General features: G+C 41.8%; 10 protein-coding genes and 1 pseudogene. 6 read left to right on the top strand and 5 right to left on the bottom strand.

Features of this window, described 5'->3' with window-relative positions; all coding sequences use genetic code 11:
• Nucleotides 1-172 precede the first annotated feature (172 nt).
• The 4 genes and pseudogenes from BCU07_RS07000 (at nt 173) to BCU07_RS06985 (ending at nt 8,000) form a co-directional block, all read left to right on the top strand.
• The gene (locus BCU07_RS07000; RefSeq protein ID WP_004733521.1) at nt 173-1,054 is read left to right on the top strand and encodes an NAD(P)-dependent oxidoreductase; all 882 of its coding nucleotides are present in this window, start codon (nt 173-175) and stop codon (nt 1,052-1,054) included.
• Nucleotides 1,055-2,150: 1,096 nt separating this feature from the next.
• Complete coding sequence (locus BCU07_RS06995) at nt 2,151-4,022, top strand: methyl-accepting chemotaxis protein (protein WP_102428434.1); 1,872 nt, start codon at nt 2,151-2,153, stop codon at nt 4,020-4,022.
• Between the two features lie 237 nt (nt 4,023-4,259).
• Nucleotides 4,260-6,003 (top strand): annotated as a pseudogene (locus tag BCU07_RS06990) (polysaccharide lyase family 7 protein).
• 431 nt (nt 6,004-6,434) lie between these two features.
• A complete protein-coding gene (locus BCU07_RS06985; protein WP_102428436.1) occupies nt 6,435-8,000 on the top strand; it encodes a polysaccharide lyase family 7 protein in 1,566 nt (521 codons plus the stop codon).
• A 953-nt stretch (nt 8,001-8,953) separates the two neighbouring features.
• On the opposite strand, the gene BCU07_RS06980 is transcribed toward BCU07_RS06985, so the two are convergent.
• Both BCU07_RS06980 and BCU07_RS06975 read right to left on the bottom strand, forming a co-directional pair.
• Complete coding sequence (locus BCU07_RS06980; protein ID WP_102428437.1) at nt 8,954-10,210, bottom strand: hypothetical protein; 1,257 nt, start codon at nt 10,208-10,210, stop codon at nt 8,954-8,956.
• Nucleotides 10,211-10,402: 192 nt separating this feature from the next.
• The gene (locus tag BCU07_RS06975) at nt 10,403-11,263 is read right to left on the bottom strand and encodes an oligogalacturonate-specific porin KdgM family protein (protein ID WP_017061471.1); all 861 of its coding nucleotides are present in this window, start codon (nt 11,261-11,263) and stop codon (nt 10,403-10,405) included.
• A gap of 538 nt (nt 11,264-11,801) precedes the next feature.
• On the opposite strand from BCU07_RS06975, the gene BCU07_RS06970 reads away from it, so the two are divergent.
• Nucleotides 11,802-12,839, top strand: a complete 1,038-nt coding sequence (locus BCU07_RS06970; RefSeq protein WP_102428438.1) for a polysaccharide lyase family 7 protein — start codon at nt 11,802-11,804, stop codon at nt 12,837-12,839.
• A 258-nt stretch (nt 12,840-13,097) separates the two neighbouring features.
• Here BCU07_RS06970 and BCU07_RS06965 read toward each other — a convergent pair whose 3' ends face one another.
• The 3 genes from BCU07_RS06965 to BCU07_RS06955 all read right to left on the bottom strand — a co-directional run bounded on the left by BCU07_RS06965 (nt 13,098) and on the right by BCU07_RS06955 (nt 16,287).
• Nucleotides 13,098-14,465, bottom strand: a complete 1,368-nt coding sequence (locus BCU07_RS06965) for an MATE family efflux transporter (protein WP_081322222.1) — start codon at nt 14,463-14,465, stop codon at nt 13,098-13,100.
• A gap of 148 nt (nt 14,466-14,613) precedes the next feature.
• Nucleotides 14,614-15,336 (bottom strand): FadR/GntR family transcriptional regulator, encoded by a 723-nt coding sequence (locus tag BCU07_RS06960; RefSeq protein ID WP_102428439.1) that lies wholly within the window; start codon nt 15,334-15,336, stop codon nt 14,614-14,616.
• A 174-nt stretch (nt 15,337-15,510) separates the two neighbouring features.
• Complete coding sequence (locus BCU07_RS06955) at nt 15,511-16,287, bottom strand: SDR family NAD(P)-dependent oxidoreductase (RefSeq protein WP_065584137.1); 777 nt, start codon at nt 16,285-16,287, stop codon at nt 15,511-15,513.
• Nucleotides 16,288-16,629: 342 nt separating this feature from the next.
• On the opposite strand from BCU07_RS06955, the gene BCU07_RS06950 reads away from it, so the two are divergent.
• The gene (locus BCU07_RS06950) at nt 16,630-17,349 is read left to right on the top strand and encodes a FadR/GntR family transcriptional regulator (RefSeq protein ID WP_010438385.1); all 720 of its coding nucleotides are present in this window, start codon (nt 16,630-16,632) and stop codon (nt 17,347-17,349) included.
• The last annotated feature ends 201 nt before the right edge of the window (nt 17,350-17,550 follow it).

Genomic DNA, 17,550 nt, shown 5'->3' with positions numbered 1-17,550 from the left:
GGGATATCGCTCTTGTAAGTACAAAGCGTGACCATATTTTCTCGTAAAGTGAATCCCCGTCACAACTTGCGTCTAAGCATTGAAGGATTACCCTAAAACTATTGCGTAACGGAAAAGACGTCGTTATTATAATGACCATATAATCATACAATACTATATTTGGAGTTTGAACATGACTAAACCTGTAATCGGTTTCATTGGCCTAGGTCTTATGGGCGGCAACATGGTTGAAAACCTGCAAAAGCGCGGCTACCACGTAAACGTAATGGATCTAAGCGCTGAAGCTGTTGCTCGCGTTACAGATCGCGGCAACGCAACTGCATTCACTTCTGCTAAAGAACTAGCGGCTGCAAGTGATATCGTTCAGTTTTGTCTTACAACTTCTGCTGTTGTTGAAAAAATCGTTTACGGCGAAGACGGCGTTCTAGCTGGCATCAAAGAAGGCGCAGTATTAGTAGACTTCGGTACTTCTATCCCTGCTTCTACTAAGAAAATCGGCGCAGCTCTAGCTGAAAAAGGCGCGGGCATGATCGACGCACCTCTAGGCCGTACTCCTGCACACGCTAAAGATGGTCTTCTGAACATCATGGCTGCTGGCGACATGGAAACTTTCAACAAAGTTAAACCTGTTCTTGAAGAGCAAGGCGAAAACGTATTCCACCTAGGCGCTCTAGGTTCTGGTCACGTGACTAAGCTTGTAAACAACTTCATGGGTATGACGACTGTTGCGACTATGTCTCAAGCTTTCGCTGTTGCTCAACGCGCTGGTGTTGATGGCCAACAACTGTTTGACATCATGTCTGCAGGTCCATCTAACTCACCATTCATGCAATTCTGTAAGTTCTACGCAGTAGACGGCGAAGAGAAGCTAGGTTTCTCTGTTGCTAACGCTAACAAAGATCTTGGTTACTTCCTTGCTCTTTGTGAAGAGCTAGGTACTGAGTCTCTAATTGCTCAAGGTACTGCAACTAGCCTACAAGCTGCTGTTGACGCAGGAATGGGTAACAACGACGTACCAGTAATCTTCGACTACTTCGCTAAACTAGAGAAGTAATCGACGTACGACCTCGCTAGGGTATTGCCTGTCTTTTTAGGCGGCGATACCTCAGCGAGGTTCGTTTTTATCTGCCATACCCAACCCTTTGTTCCCTCGTTAAACTCTTCTACTTCTACTTCTACTTCTACTTCTACTTCCTCAGCTACACCTACTCAAAACTCTGTTCAACTTTGTTACTGCCTCAATTCCTATTTTTGTTTCTATATCTATATCTATATCTATATCTATATCTATATCTATATCTATATCTATATCTATTTGTAAATTCAAAGCCTTCTAGCACCAACTCACTCACTTTTCCTCGCAAGCTTAAACCAGTGCACTTAATTGATTGTTGGCGATGGCTTAACACCGCTCGTATATCGGGTCTGAAAAGAAAGTAAAAAAAACCCACACAGCTGGTGACTGTATGGGCATGTTCGGACGAGCCGTCTGGAAAAACAAATGATCAATAGAAAGTGAAAAAACGAATAACGAGATCCCCCGACAGTTTCTACGTTAAACGAGTTCAATGACCTTAAAGCGGCTGCTTCAATTATCACTTTGAACTGAACAAAAGCATCCAGAAAGAACTTAAGTTATGATTCAAATACACCATAACTTAAGGCTTATTGTATTACAAATAAATTTTAAGATTGAATGCCTTTAGTGAATGGTTAGTTGGTAGAAGTGTGAGTTAAGACTCATTTTTGCATACTATTAGGTAGCGTGGGACAGTAAAATCTGGTGATGATAATTATCGACAGAAATATGACTTTTCACTATGAAATTGGACGTTTTACAAATTTATAGTGATTTTATTCAATGAGATGAAAGTCAAAACGCATAAATGATAACTATGTCACAGGGCTATTTTAGCCAGTTTTAATATGTCAAGATTGCTCACAGAAAGTGCAGTAAATTAAACATACAATATTAATTAAATTGATGGTTGTGACGATGGAACGGCATGAACAAGTTTTGCTTCCCGTATCTTCGAATATCTAAAAAATGACCATTTCATTCGGATAAAAATAATAGACATAGGTTGATATGGATTATGAGTTTTATGAATTCAAAATTGTCTCTAGGGTTTAAAGGAAAATTGATTTTAATGGTGGCGATCGTCAGTTCCAGTGCCTTGGCATTTACGAACTGGTTCACGCTTAACTTGGCGACTGATCAAGTAAACCAAACGATTTATAACGAGATTGATCACTCGTTAACGATAGAAATTAATCAAATAGAAAATACCGTTCAGCGCACCATCGATACCGTTAACTCTGTTGCACAAGAGTTCATGAAATCCCCATACCAAGTGCCGAATGAAGCACTCATGCATTATGCTGCAAAGCTGGGTGGCATTGACAAGATTGTGGTGGGTTTTGACGACGGCCGTTCTTATACCTCTCGTCCTTCAGAGTCTTTTCCTAACGGTGTAGGGATAAAAGAAAAATACAATCCAACCGTTCGACCTTGGTATCAACAAGCCAAATTGAAATCAGGCTTATCTTTTAGTGATCTGTTTTTCACTAAGAGTACTCAAGTGCCTATGATCGGTGTGACCTACTCATACCAAGATCGTGTCATCATGGCCGACATACGTTTTGACGATTTGGAAACTCAGCTTAAACAGCTGGACAGTATCTACGAAGCCAAAGGCATTATTATCGACGAGAAAGGGATGGTGGTCGCTTCAACAGTCGAAAACGTACTTCCGCAAAGCAATATATCTTCTGCAGATACTCAGATGAGACTCAATAGTGCCATTGAACAGCCTGACCAATTCATTGAGGGTGTGATTGATGGCAACCAGAGAATTTTGATGGCCAAGAAAGTGGATATTGGCAGCCAGAAAGAATGGTACATGATATCTAGTATCGATCCTGAACTCGCGCTCAATCAGTTGAATGGCGTGATGTCGAGTGCGCGTATCCTTATCGTGGCATGTGTGCTTGGCTCGGTGATATTGATGATTTTACTGCTGAATCGCTTCTACCGCCCAATCGTGTCACTGAGAAAAATCGTCCACGATCTATCTCAAGGTAACGGAGACCTGACTCAAAGGCTTGTTGAGAAGGGGAATGATGACTTAGGGCATATCGCCAAAGACATCAACTTGTTCATCATTGGTCTGCAAGAGATGGTTAAGGACGTCAAATTTAAGAACTCGGATCTCGATACTAAGGTACTGAGTATTCGTGAAGGTTGTAAAGAAACCAGCGATGTACTGAAAGTTCACACTGATGAAACGGTTCAAGTGGTCTCTGCAATTAACGGCTTATCTGAAGCATCAAACGAAGTCGAGAAGAGTTCTCAGTCGGCGGCAGAAGCAGCAAGAGAGGCCGCTGTGTTCAGTGATGAGACGAAACAAATTAACACCGTGACGGAAACCTATATCAGTGATCTTGAGAAGCAAGTCTGCACCACCTCTGATGATATTCGCTCAATGGCGAATGAAACGCAGAGCATCCAGTCTATCGTGTCTGTGATTGGAGGAATTGCGGAACAAACTAATTTGCTGGCATTGAATGCGTCAATTGAAGCGGCGAGAGCGGGTGAGCATGGCCGAGGTTTCGCGGTGGTTGCTGATGAAGTCCGTGCGTTAGCCAACCGAACTCAAATCAGTACTTCTGAAATTGATGAAGCGCTGTCTGGCTTGCAGTCTAAATCAGATGGTTTGGTTAAATCGATTGAGTTGACCAAAAGTAACTGTGAAATGACGCGTGCCCAAGTGGTTCAAGCGGTAAATATGTTGGCCAAGCTAACGGAACAGATGGAAACGGTAAGTCGTTTTAATAACGATATTTCGGGTTCGTCTGTTGAGCAGAACGCCCTTATTCAGAGCATTGCTAAGAACATGCATAAGATTGAAAGCTTTGTTGAGGAGCTTAATAAGCTAAGCCAAGATCAGTTGATTGAATCAGCAGAAATCAAAACACTTAACGGCAGCGTTAGTGACTTGATGAGCAGCTTTAAGGTTTAACTTTTCTAATATTTATATTTAAAAATCAACATACTAAGTTTAGTTGTTGATCTGAGAGCCACTCAATAGCTTGCGAGTTTAGAGTGGCCTTTCTGCGTTTTTCTTGAGTCTAACTCTACGCAATACTCATTCATCCCACTTCATTTGCCGCATCTCACATTCTGATAAATATATAATTGACATAAAATAGTACAAATATACATTGTCACTCTATTCTTATGGATAAGTGAGATAAATGTGAATAAGCCAATCTTCGTTGTAGTACTCGCTTCGCTTACGTATGGCTGCGGTGGAAGCAGCTCCAGTGACAGCAGTGATCCTTCCGATACCAATAACCCAGGAATGCCCGCTGGTGTTGTTGCTCCCTATGATATTACCAAGTATCAAAACATCCTTTCCAGCTCAGATCTTCAGGTCTCTGATCCTAATGGAGAGGAGGGCAATAAAACCTCTGAAGTCAAAGATGGTAACTTCGATGGTTATGTCAGTGATTATTTTTATGCTGATGAAGAGACGGAAAATCTTATCTTCAAAATGACGAACTATAAGATGCGCTCAGAAGTCCGTGAAGGTGAAAATTTTGATATCAACGAAGCGGGTGTAAGGCGAAGCCTGTATGCCGAGATCAGCTTGCCCGACATTGAGCATGCAATGGCTAGCTCTCCTGCCGATCATGATGAAGTGACGCTGCTACAGATACACAATAAAGGCACCGATGAGAGCGGCACAGGCTACATCCCTCATCCACTGTTGCGTGTCGTTTGGGAGCAAGAGCGAAACGGTATTACGGGCCACTATTGGGCAGTAATGAAGAACAATGCTATTGATTGTAGTAGCGCTGACGACTCTTCAGACTGTTACAACACCTCTTATAATCGTTACGATTTAGGCGAAGCCGATCTTGATAGCTTTACGAAGTTTGATTTGAGCGTTTATGAAAATACACTGTCAATAAAAGTGAATGATGAAGTCAAAGTAGCTCAAGATATCGCCTATTGGCAGCACCTATTGAGTTACTTCAAAGCCGGGATCTACAACCAGTTTGAAAATGGTGAAGCGACCGCTTACTTTCAGGCGTTGAGGTATACGACGACTCAAATGGATGGCGCTAACGACTGGGATATCAATGACTGGAAGTTAACGATTCCTGCCAGCAAAGATACTTGGTATGGCAGTGGCGGCACTAGTGCAGCTGAGTTAGAGCCTGCGCGCTGCGAATCGAGTAAAGATCTACTCTCAAACGACAGTGATGTATACGACAGCAGTATCGGCCTTTCCTATTTCGATACCGATCAAGGAAGAATGCACTTTAGAGCCGATATGGGCAATGGCACCTCGACAGTGAATTCTAACTACATCCGCTCCGAATTAAGAGAGCTGTACCAGAGCAACGACCAGCCAGATTGCAGCACCAGTGATGAAGATACCAGTTGGTATTTGGACGACACCAGAACCAACACAACCAGTCACGAGTTAACGGCAAGCTTGCGAATTGAAGATTACCCGAACATCAACGGCCAAGACCCAAAAGTAGTGCTCGGTCAGATCCATGGCTGGAAGATCAATCAAGCATTGGTCAAATTGCTTTGGGAAGGTGAGGGTAAGCCGGTTACGAGTGATACTGAATGACGATTTTGAACGCAACAATCAAAGTTGCGGCCACTGTGAGCCATTCAGCGTTGAGCTTGGAACTTACACCGCCAGTGAAGAGTGGCGCTATACGATTCGTGCCGACCAAGATGGTATTTACCTTGCGACCCACGATTTAGATGGCACCAACACGGTTTCGCACTCAATCGGTTGGGGAGAGGATTACCAAGATAAAGATGGCAAAACCGTTTCTTTAACTCAAGATTGGGCCTCTAACGACATCGCTTTCTACTTCAAAGCGGGTATCTACCCACAATTTAAGCCAGACAGCGAGTACGCCGGTGAGATATTTGATGTGAGTTTTAGCTCTGTGAGAGCGGCCCATTATTAAGCTCGCGCTGCTTTAACACTCGCGCTGGTTTAACAAATAAAAACCGTAATTAAAAGACCACATCAGTTGTTAACAATGTGGTCTTTTTTTTGTGCTCAAATGTAATGGGTTAGGTGACTTTAATTTAAATAACGAGATCAACTTCCCGGTGAATAGCCACCAAAAATTATCGTCGCTTAGACGAGATGCTGATCCAAAATTTATCTACTCTCTATTTTGTCAATAAGAAATGTGATCCAGTTAATATATGGATAAAGCAGAAAGTGTCCCCAGTCTCATTTATTCAATGAAACGTTTTATTTGTATTATAAGATTACGTAAGATTTTTATGTTCTCGCAAACATCCAAATATAAATCACTTAATAACAGGAGTTCGCGGACTTTGATTTCACTTACAAGCGCTGCCTTTGTAATATAATAATGGGTTTAATATGAAACAAACGATTCTAAAAAGCTTACTTGCCTCTTCTGTCCTACTAGCGGTGGGTTGTACAAGCACAACACCAACGGTTGAGTTTCCGAACAACAAAGAAACGGGTGAAGCTCTACTGATGCCAGTTGCAGCTACTGCAAGCAGCCACGATGGTAACGGCCCAGATTTTCTTCTTGACCAAGATCTTACAACGCGTTGGTCTTCAGCGGGTGACGGCGAGTGGGCAATGCTAGACTACGGCTCTGTACAAGAGTTTGACGCAGTTCAGGCCGCTTTCAGTAAAGGTAATGAGCGTCAGTCTAAATTTGATATTCAAGTAAGTGTCGATGGTGAAACCTGGACAACCGTACTTGAAAACCAACTGAGCTCAGGTAAAGCGATCGGCCTAGAGCGTTTCCAATTCGAGCCAGCAGTACAAGCGCGCTACGTGAGATACGTGGGTCACGGTAACACTAAAAACGGTTGGAACAGCTTGACTGAGTTGGCGGCGGTTAACTGTAATGTTAACGCTTGTCCAACAAGCCATATCATCACGCCAGCAGTGGTTGCCGCTGAGCAAACAATGATCGCTGAAATGAAAGCAGCAGAAAAAGCCGCTAAAGAAGCGCGCAAAGATTTGCGTACCGGTAACTTTGGTGCACCAGCGGTTTACCCTTGTGATACAACCGTAGAGTGCCAAACACGTACTGCGATGCCAGCACCGACTAACCTACCTGAAACACCGCTTGCAGGTAATGCACCAAGCGAAAACTTTGACTTGACTCACTGGTACCTATCTCAACCATTCGATCATGACAAAAATGGCAAGCCAGATGACGTTTCTGAGTGGAACCTTGCAAACGGTTACCAGCACCCAGAGATCTTCTACACTGCTGATGATGGCGGCATGGTATTCAAATCTTACGTAAAAGGTGTGCGTACGTCTGCAAACACTAAGTATGCTCGTACTGAGCTACGTGAAATGATGCGTCGTGGTGACCAGTCGATCAAAACCCAAGGTGTTAACAAGAACAACTGGGTATTCTCAACGGCACCAGAAGCTGACCTAAAAGCGGCGGCTGGCATTGATGGCGTAATGGAAGCAACATTGAAGATTGACCATGCAACCACAACGGGTAACGCGAATGAAGTAGGTCGCTTTATCATTGGTCAAATTCACGACAAAGACGATGAGCCAATTCGTTTGTACTACCGTAAATTGCCAAACCAAGCGACTGGTGCGGTTTACTTTGCACACGAAGGTCAAAACGGTACTAAAGAGAACTTCTACCCACTTGTTGGTGGCATGACAGCAGAAGTGGGTGAGGATGGTATCGCACTTGGTGAGGTATTCAGCTACCGCATCGAAGTGAAAGGCCACGATCTGATCGTAACGCTAATGCGTGAAGGTCATGACGACGTACAACAAGTGGTTGATATGAGTAACAGCGGTTACGATGTTGGCGGCAAGTACATGTACTTCAAAGCAGGTGTTTACAACCAAAACATCAGCGGCGACCTAGACGATTACTCACAAGCGACTTTCTACCAGCTAGATGTATCGCACGATCAATACCAAAAGTAATCTAACCGAATAACACTTAATATTAAAGCTATCGCAATAGCCTCCAGCCTTAGGGTTTGGAGGCTTTTTTGTGCCTGCTGTTGGTTGGGCTTAAGCGTATGATTTAATTGAGTAGGAGAGGGGTAGTTATCAGTTGCACAGAGTTTAAGACATTATCATTAAGCTCATTCAGTATTAACTTTAGTCATTATCAGTCACTATTACCCCCCAAGCGCCGATCACAATTAACCTAGCTCATGATTAATCTCAGTTACCAATAGGCTAGCCTGTCGCGGATTCAAACCCAAATAATGTCGTGATGTTTATCGGAATCACCATAGCTCGAAAACTTTGACCTTGTTCTCAAGGCTTTGCCAATGCACGAACGTATTATGTGCGTGGTTTACTAATAAGCGTTAGCTCGGCTGACTACCCATACTGTTCTTGAAACCGTCACTCTTGGGTTGTTTAGTGAGGCTCCTAGCAACAGCCATAAATAGTGCTCTAACTCTTTCATAATTAGAAGGGTAGGGTTAGCCATTCTATTGGTTCCAATGCTTTATGAAATACTAGGCGGGCTCAAGTCGATGATCAAACGACTCTAACAGCTCAAGGTTATGCGCTTTAGCGTTAGTTACTTGCAGGCCGTAAATGCCCTGATTGTAGTTGTACGGTGACGCTGAATAATAATTTGTAGGATTAGTATAGAACTGAGAGACTTTGTCTATCTATGATCGATACAGGCTTTGAGAGGGCTAGATCAGTAGAAAGACAGAATGACAATTAGCACTAGAGTTATTTTGGTTTTTAATTAGAGTTAATAAAATAGATATTTGGTTTGTTAAATTTAATCGTGTCATAAGCTCTGTGTTTTAAAAATAAAAAAAGCCATAGCAGTTGCTATGGCTTTGAATAAGTCAGGTTCTAAGGTAAGCAAACAGCAAGTCAACTTGTCTGTTTTGATATTCTTAGTCTTAGTTCAAGATATTTTCTTTACCTGCCGCAGTGTTCACTGCAGATGGTTGTGCGTAGATGGCTGTATTTCTTATATCATTACCGTTGTCAGCTGAAAGTAGGGTTTTGTAACCATTGAACGTATTGCTTTCGATAGTGACATTACAACCAAGGTTATCATCACTATTCTTTATGACGGCACTGCTAGAATCACCAACTTTAATTCCGCCCACATCACTACCACCAGAGTTAATAGTGAATGTATTATTTGTGATTTGTGAACCAAATCGCCCGTTGTCACTACTACAGTTAATACGAATTGCATTATTTTGGAAACTGCCACTTAAACCGACAAATTCGCTATTGTCTAATGTAAAGTAACCTCGAGAGAATAACCAACTTGCTTTTTTAGTACCTAGATCATCTTCGGTAATGCCGTTTGCATCGAACTTTAGGTTTTCAAGTGCTACAGGATCTGAATCTTTACCAATTTTACCAATAACGATCGCACCAGTTTCATTATCTGAAGTACCAGCTGACTCCCTACCAAAACACCCGGCCAAATTGTCGTTAGCAAAAGTCATGTTTTTGATACCTGCACCGGGTGCAGTGACATCAATACAAGCATCTCCGGTAATGGTTGCTAAACCAGCACCATCAATTGTGACAGCTTTATTTAGCTCAATAACACCGGTATCAAACGTACCTTCAGATGATAAATCAATAGTCGCGCCATCTTCTGCTGATGCAATCGCAGCGTTCACATCATCGACTGATTTAGGTTTTCCATCATCGGCATTTTCTAATGCAGTTATAACAGATTCATCTGTAATCTCTGTTGCTGAGTAAGCTGTTTCTACGTCATCTTTTTCACAGGTCATATCTAGCTGTTGTTCAGTCACTGTGTAAGTACAGTCCTTACCTTCAAAGGAAACAACACCTTCTTCTTCAGCAGTATATATTGAACTCTCAAAAGTGAAGCCATTAGCTACGTCTCCACTGTAAATGCTTAGAGTACGAGTACCTTCCTCATTATTATCAAAGCGATATGGTGAAGTTCCGCTGAGTGACTGTGCAGCAACAGCACCACCTGTCAGATCCCAATAGACGTTTTCTATAGAGTAAACTTCAACAGGTTCAACAGGTTCAACAGGTTCAACAGGTTCAACAGGGTCTGTTCCGCCTGGATCTGTTGGAATAGGTAAACCATCACTGTTACAACCAAATAATAAACCTGTCGAAAGAGCGACAGCTGTAGCGACTTTAGAAATTTGCATAAAATATTCTCTTTATGATATTAAATCCATATGTAAATCACATAAGAAATAGATAATGAATAGTCGTTAAATATTTATTAGGATGAAGCTAATTCTGATTAGAACATCCTATTATTTAAAATAAAGTAATTAAAATATGCCCAAATAAATTACAAGAGGAGAGGGCTATTTTATATTCTGACTATTTTATTATTAGAATGAGTAAGCAACACCAACGCGGTATTTAGCTTCACGATCTTTAGAAGACGAGCTGATATCAGATGACCAGATTTCTGCAAAAGGTTTCCATGAACCAAACTTGTAGTTTACTTTTAAACCTGCGTCCCACTCCCAATCATCACTATTATATAGAAGTACGTTATCTAGCGATTTTACATAGTTAGCTTCGTAAGAAAGGCCAAGTTTAGGTAGAGATTGAATTTTGTAAGAACCCGTTAGTGTGACTTTTGATTTCTGTGCTGACTCTAAACGCTCACCAGTCTCTGAATCTTTGTCACCAAATTGAGTGTGGTTGCGGAAATCAGCATACTCGTGACGGTAACGAATGGCAGTCGTTAATCCCATATCCGCATTATAACCAACGCGGAATTGTGGTTTGTAAGTGACTTTTTTCATTTTCCAGTCACCATCGTTAGAATTAGGCTCATCCCAATCCCAAGCAATAGGCATACCCACTTGTAGATACCAATTGTTATCTATTTTGTATGTCGCAGTGTTATCGATTTCCATACCATAGATGTACCAATTGCCACCGTAAAAACTCTGGCTGTTCGCTGATTTAACTTCGCCAGAATCTGCGTCGTAGTAAGAATCGTCAGTATGGAATTTAACTTCAAGGCCCGTTGAGTGCTTCCACTTATCTGACAGTTTAAAGCTTTCACCTAGCTTCACTCGGTGTTGATGGCGAGCGTCTACGTGAGCCGTGTCGCCATTTGTTTTTGTATAATCCGTCGCAGCACGATACTCGTAACGATAATCAAGAGATGCACCAGTAGCTGTGCCCGCTAAAAGAGTACATGCAACAGCTGCAGAAATTTTTGTAACAGAATTCATACCTTTGTCTCACTATTATTTTTTTATTCTGGATACATCCAATGTACCCGTGGCTCACAAACCAATACCTTACATGGTATTAAATTAATGTATGACAAATATGGTATTTATTATTGAGTCAGATTTCTGTGAGATCTATCAAAAAGTTCTGACTAATGGCCCAAATATATAGCTAAATGTTATGAATATCTCAATTTAGGGCTTGTGTATTAAATCAATCATGACGTACTTCTCATATTCACAAACCTTAGAAACTCACTTTTTTGCATGTGTTAAAATAATACAAATATTAAGTGTTTCTATATGTTAATAATGATGATTTTAACCATCGTGGCTTAAACATAGGGAGCATGTTGAGAGGCATAAATATAAACCATAGCCAGATGTTTAATAAAAGTTACAAAATGGCTAAATGTAAATTCTATTTATCGGTTGGCTTATTTAAGTCGAAGAGAAAATATTTAGTACTAATTCGTGTTCAAAAGTGGTTTCTGTACTGAGTGTGTACTCGGTATCTGTTAACAATAAAGGATGAGTCATGTTTAAGAAAAACATATTAGCAGTGGCGCTATTAGCGACTGTACCAATGGTTACTTTCGCAAATAACGGTGTTTCTTACCCCGTACCTGCCGATAAATTCGATATGCATAATTGGAAAATAACCATACCTTCAGATATTAATGAAGATGGTCGTGTTGATGAAATAGAAGGGGTAGCCATGATGAGCTACTCACATAGTGATTTCTTCCATCTTGATAAAGACGGCAACCTTGTATTTGAAGTGCAGAACCAAGCGATTACGACGAAAAACTCGAAGAATGCGCGTTCTGAATTACGACAAATGCCAAGAGGCGCAGATTTCTCTATCGATACGGCTGATAAAGGAAACCAGTGGGCACTGTCGAGTCACCCAGCGGCTAGTGAATACAGTGCTGTTGGCGGAACATTAGAAGCGACATTAAAAGTTAATCACGTCTCAGTTAACGCTAAGTTCCCAGAAAAGTACCCAGCTCACTCGGTGGTTGTTGGTCAGATTCACGCTAAAAAACATAATGAGTTAATCAAAGCTGGAACTGGTTACGGGCATGGTAATGAACCACTAAAGATCTTCTATAAGAAGTTTCCTGGCCAAGAAATGGGTTCAGTATTTTGGAACTATGAGCGTAACCTAGAGAAAAAAGATCCTAACCGTGCCGATATCGCTTATCCAGTGTGGGGTAACACTTGGGAAAACCCAGCGGAACCGGGTGAAGCAGGCATTGCTCTTGGTGAAGAGTTTAGCTACAAAGTGGAAGTGAAAGGCACCATGATGTACCTAACGTTTGAAACAGAACGTCACGATACGGTTAAGTATGAAATCGATCTGAGCAAGGGTATTGATGAGCTTGATTCACCAACGGGTTATGCTGAAGATGATTTCTATTACAAAGCGGGCGCATACGGCCAATGTAGCGTGAGCGATTCTCACCCTGTATGGGGGCCAGGTTGTGGCGGTACTGGCGATTTCGCTGTCGATAAAAAGAATGGCGATTACAACAGTGTGACTTTCTCAGCGCTTAAGTTGAACGGTAAATAGCACATAGCATAACCAATAGGCTAGCTAGACGCAGTCCTTAAGGAATATTTTCGAAGACCACTTAACCGAATGTTGAGTGGTCTTTTTGTTTTATATGAGTTTTAAGATGACCTTGGTATTAATGTGACCTTGGTATCAATGAGGGTGTGCTGAAGCCTACCAATGAATGGTACAGCTAAAACAATACAACCTTGTCAAAAGACAAGGTTGTATTCAGAACGCGTGGGAAGATTTTAGGACGGCAACTCGATACGGAGTTTAGTCATACATCAACTCTTTAGCTTTGTCGGCATCAAACTCTTTAAGAGACTTTCGAGCCAAATGACGGAATGGGAAAGCTTTAACGACTTCTTCGAATGGTTGGATAGCAAAGGCCCAAAAGATAGAGCCATCTAAACCAAAGATGATCAATGCACACAATGGAATTGAAATTACCCATTGACCAGTAAAGTTGATTTTGAAGACTGCGGTCGTTTTTCCTAGTGCTCTTAGTACATTCCCATGAACCGTGTTGTAGCCACGAACAATTGGCAAGAATATGTAGAGTGGGGCGATAACGGCCAATGCTTGATAGGTAGATTCATCCAAGTTCGGGTAAATGTCACCAATGACCAGACTTAATCCTGCGAATAAGAGTGCACAAACGAAAGAAATGACGACTGCAATATCGATACTGGTATCGACGTTTTTGACTAGGTCATCCATCTTTTTGGAGCCAATCGCTTGGCTGATAGTAATCGCGGAAGAGTGAGCCCAAGCGGTAATAAATTGAGAGACAGCCCTGATCCAAGGCATCACCAAAGTAATCGCTACGTAAGCGTTGATGTTAAGTTGCGAATACAACAATTGATATATCGTTGCGCCAATCAAAAGCATGGTCACGTTCGCTGCTACAGGGAATATTTCGATAAAGTGACGGCGAACGTTGGTAAAGAATTCAGAGCGCTGAGCGTCTAATTTGAGTGAAATCGCTGAGCTTAAATGCACGCACAAAACCAAATACAGCAAGCGGATCGTTATTGCAATAATGCTGCCTAATGCAGCGCCTTGTACTCCAATCCCTTCAAAATTAGAAAAACCATGAATCAGCACATATGAGAGTACAGCATTGATAGGCAGTTCAATTAAGTAACCTTTGAATGGGACTTTAGTTCTGCCTAGCGCATTAAATAAAGCAATGATCACCTGCGTTAACGCGGTAAAAATAACGATGTATTTCGAGATGTCTAGATAGCGGCTGATTTCTAAGTGAAGGGAAGCGTCATCTGTTAAAGCTTGAATCAAGGGTTGTTCGAAAAAAGTAAGTAGAAGCCAAAATAGTGTTGCTACGCCAAGGTTGATAAATAACCCTGCCCAAAATGCTTTAGATAATGATGCGGCGATGCCAGAGCCCACTGCGCGGCTTAATACTAACTGAGTACCGTTTGCCAGCGCCATTTGAATTCCCAGTACAAAGGCAACGATAGTCGTCGCAATCCCCATTGCAGCTAAAGGGATTTCACCAAGAGGAGAGACAAGCAGTGTGTCGATCATCAACATCGACTGCATCAAGATACCGTTTAAGGCGAGGGGCCAGGCGAGAGAGAAATTTTTCCTTACGTACGATTGTGAAGACACAAACAACACCTTATGTGTATAACCGTAAGCTTTCTCTGAGGTGGCGGAGTAGAGCGTTTAAAGAAGAAAACACTACGGTAGTTGATGGTTAAAAAATGGGTGCTAAAACAAGACTGACTTGTGTCTTTGAAAAACAAGTCAGTTTGGTTAATCTCGGTTATGCGATGGCTAATTCAACCCTAGAGAGCTTTTGGTTCTCATCGTCTAGCAGGACTTGAGAAGCAATTCGAGCTTGCTTGGCATCGCCAGACATGATCGCATCGTATATTGCTTTATGCTCTTCTAAACAGAAGCGACCACCTTCTGCTGAATGGTCGATAAACTGTTTGAAGATTGTCGACAAGATGTTTGCGAACGGGATGTAAAACTGGTTGCCAGTCGATAAGAAGATCGTCTGGTGAAATAGGTGGTCGTGCGTTGTCCACTCTTCATAGTCATAGGCGTTAGCCGCTAGAGTCATTTTTTGGAAAAGAATAGAGAGTTCTTTACGCTGCTCGACGGTTGCGTTGGTTGCCGCCAATGCACACGCTTCCGGGTCAATCGCTTTTCTTAAGCCTAAAAATTGAGACAAGAAGGGTTTAGTATCTTCTAAATCTTGGATCCAGTACAGCAATTGCGGGTCCAAGAAGTGCCACTGTGTTCTCGGTTTGATACGAGTGCCCACTTTTGGCTTCGACTCGATTAAACCTTTTGCCGAAAGTAGCTTAGTTGATTCTCGAAGGGCAGTTCTGCTCACTCCAAAGATTTCGCACAGCTCCATTTCGCTGGGTAACTTTTGATTTTCTTCTAACTCGCCTGACAAGATCTTGCGAGCAATTTGTCTCGCCACTTGAACATGAATTCGGCGGCTTGAATCTTCCACCAATGTAAATATTGACATTTAAACCACCTGAAATTGAAACTTTGAAAACACTAAAAGCCAGACGAATCTGGTGTTTAGTGTCAGTGTATACGTCGAATTTAGTGTGAGGTTTTCCCTCATCTACTCGGGTCTGTTAACCTTATATAGTGTGGCGAACTTAAATCGCTGAGTGAGCTTATATAAACCAGCTAACTAGGGCGTTATTTGTCCGCCGTTAACATCTAGGATTTGACCTGTGATGTAACCGCTGCAAGCATGTGAGGCAAAGAAAGCAAAAGTAGGTGCTACTTCTTCAATACTGCCAAAGCGACCCATAGGGATATTGCTAGCAATGGTCGACTTTAGCTCATCGCTTTTGCCGTCATGAAATGCGGTATCGATAGTGCCTGGTGAAACTATGTTGAAACGGATATTGTCTTTAGCAAATTCTTTTACCCAGTTCCGATGGATATCGTGTAACCAAGCTTTCGATGCGGCATATACACCAGCACCCACACCACCACCTTCACGAGCGGCAATCGAACCCGTGCTAATAACACACGATGTTTGGCCAGACTCTGCGGCAGACGCACGTAAGTGAGGAATAGAGAATTTGGTTGTCATTAACGCAGAACGAACATTTAGGTTCATTACTCGTTCATAAAACTCATCATCGATATTTTCTAGATTGGCGCGACCACCAAGGCCACCGGCGTTGTTAATCAACACGTCCATGCCACCAAAATGATCAGTGAACTCTTTGACTAACCTTTCGCACTCTAATGTGTCCATTAGGTTTGCAGGAAAAAAGGCAACATCGCCACCCAGTGCGGTAAGTTCAGATAGAACGTCATCAACTTTTGGGCTAGAAGCACGACTATTGATACCAATTTTTGCACCATACTTTGCGAAAATACGTGCTGTAGCTAAGCCCATACCTGCAGTAGAGCCAGTAATTAGAATGCGTTTGCCTTTTAAATCGTTAAACATCACAGTCGCCTATATTGTAGATCATTCGCGTTAATAAATCATACAATAACACTTGCAGTATTCAAGGATAGTCATCTCAAAACTGATCATCAACGACATAAATAGTGAGAGTAAGAGTCGTTTTGTGAGTTTGCGCATACAAAAAACGGTGTAAATAAGAACCATTTGTATGAATAAATGTTTTTAATTAGTTTGATGAACTAAATACTTATAATATTCATAAAATCTTCGCTAGCCTATATCATTCGTGACCTCACGTTATTCTTATACTTAGTTGGTGCAGATATAAATCAGTGCTATAGTCCGAGTTAAATAATACATATCTAATAAGTAAGTAGACACATGGCTGGCTCTTTCAATTCGATTTCAGGCTCTAAGCGAAGCCTTCATGTGCAAGTTGCACGTGAAATCGCACGTGGTATTTTGTCGGGCAATTTGCCTCAAGGCTCTATCATTCCTGGTGAAATGGCTCTGTGTGAGCAATTTGGAATTAGTAGGACTGCATTAAGAGAAGCGGTTAAGCTTCTTACTTCAAAAGGCCTACTAGAATCTCGACCAAAGATCGGTACTCGCGTTGTTGACCGTGCGTTCTGGAACTTTTTAGACCCGCAATTGATCGAATGGATGGATGGTTTGGCAGATACAGACCAATTCTGTCATCAGTTTTTGGGCTTACGTCGCGCGATTGAACCAGAAGCATGTGCATTGGCTGCTCAGTTCGCGAGCGCTGAACAACGCATTGAACTGTCGGGCATTTTCCAACAGATGGTAGAAATATCAGGTGCTGAAGAGTTTAACCAAGACAGTTGGCTAGATATTGATATGAAATTCCATAGCCTCATCTTCAATGCAACAGGTAATGACTTTTACCTTCCATTTGGCAATATCTTAACGACAATGTTTGTTAACTTTATTTCTCATTCTTCAGAAGAGGGAAGTACGTGTATTAATGAACACCGTCAAATTTATGAAGCAATCATGGCGGGTAACAGTGATAAAGCACGCCAAGCTTCTGCAAGTCATCTATTAGATACTAACCACAGATTGCCAGTAGCAAGCTAGCTTAGTGTTTTGGGTGAGGTTTCAACTCTAAGGTCTTAGCCGTTTCTATCGAGCGTTGCTCTGGATACCTAGTGGAGTCAACCTAAAATTGCTGTTACTACAGACAGTTATCTATTGAAAGCACGTTTAATACGTGCTTTTTTTACATCCAAAATTGATGAAAACTTGACCGATGTCCAATATTTAGTCTTATGTGCGTTG

The organism is Vibrio sp. 10N.261.54.E10 (assembly GCF_002877735.2).
In the GTDB taxonomy this organism is placed as follows: domain Bacteria; phylum Pseudomonadota; class Gammaproteobacteria; order Enterobacterales; family Vibrionaceae; genus Vibrio; species Vibrio crassostreae_C.
This window is presented reverse-complemented; position numbering and strand designations above follow the sequence as displayed.

Excerpts from the sequence above, each read along its gene's own strand:
- BCU07_RS06960 (WP_102428439.1), bottom strand. The coding sequence starts at position 15,336 with ATGTCAATATTTACATTGGTGGAAGATTCAAGCCGCCGAATTCATGTT.
- BCU07_RS07000 (WP_004733521.1), top strand. The coding sequence starts at position 173 with ATGACTAAACCTGTAATCGGTTTCATTGGCCTAGGTCTTATGGGCGGC.
- BCU07_RS06950 (WP_010438385.1), top strand. The coding sequence starts at position 16,630 with ATGGCTGGCTCTTTCAATTCGATTTCAGGCTCTAAGCGAAGCCTTCAT.
- BCU07_RS06970 (WP_102428438.1), top strand. The coding sequence starts at position 11,802 with ATGTTTAAGAAAAACATATTAGCAGTGGCGCTATTAGCGACTGTACCA.
- BCU07_RS06995 (WP_102428434.1), top strand. The coding sequence starts at position 2,151 with ATGGTGGCGATCGTCAGTTCCAGTGCCTTGGCATTTACGAACTGGTTC.
- BCU07_RS06975 (WP_017061471.1), bottom strand. The coding sequence starts at position 11,263 with ATGAATTCTGTTACAAAAATTTCTGCAGCTGTTGCATGTACTCTTTTA.
- BCU07_RS06955 (WP_065584137.1), bottom strand. The coding sequence starts at position 16,287 with ATGTTTAACGATTTAAAAGGCAAACGCATTCTAATTACTGGCTCTACT.
- BCU07_RS06980 (WP_102428437.1), bottom strand. The coding sequence starts at position 10,210 with ATGCAAATTTCTAAAGTCGCTACAGCTGTCGCTCTTTCGACAGGTTTA.
- BCU07_RS06985 (WP_102428436.1), top strand. The coding sequence starts at position 6,435 with ATGAAACAAACGATTCTAAAAAGCTTACTTGCCTCTTCTGTCCTACTA.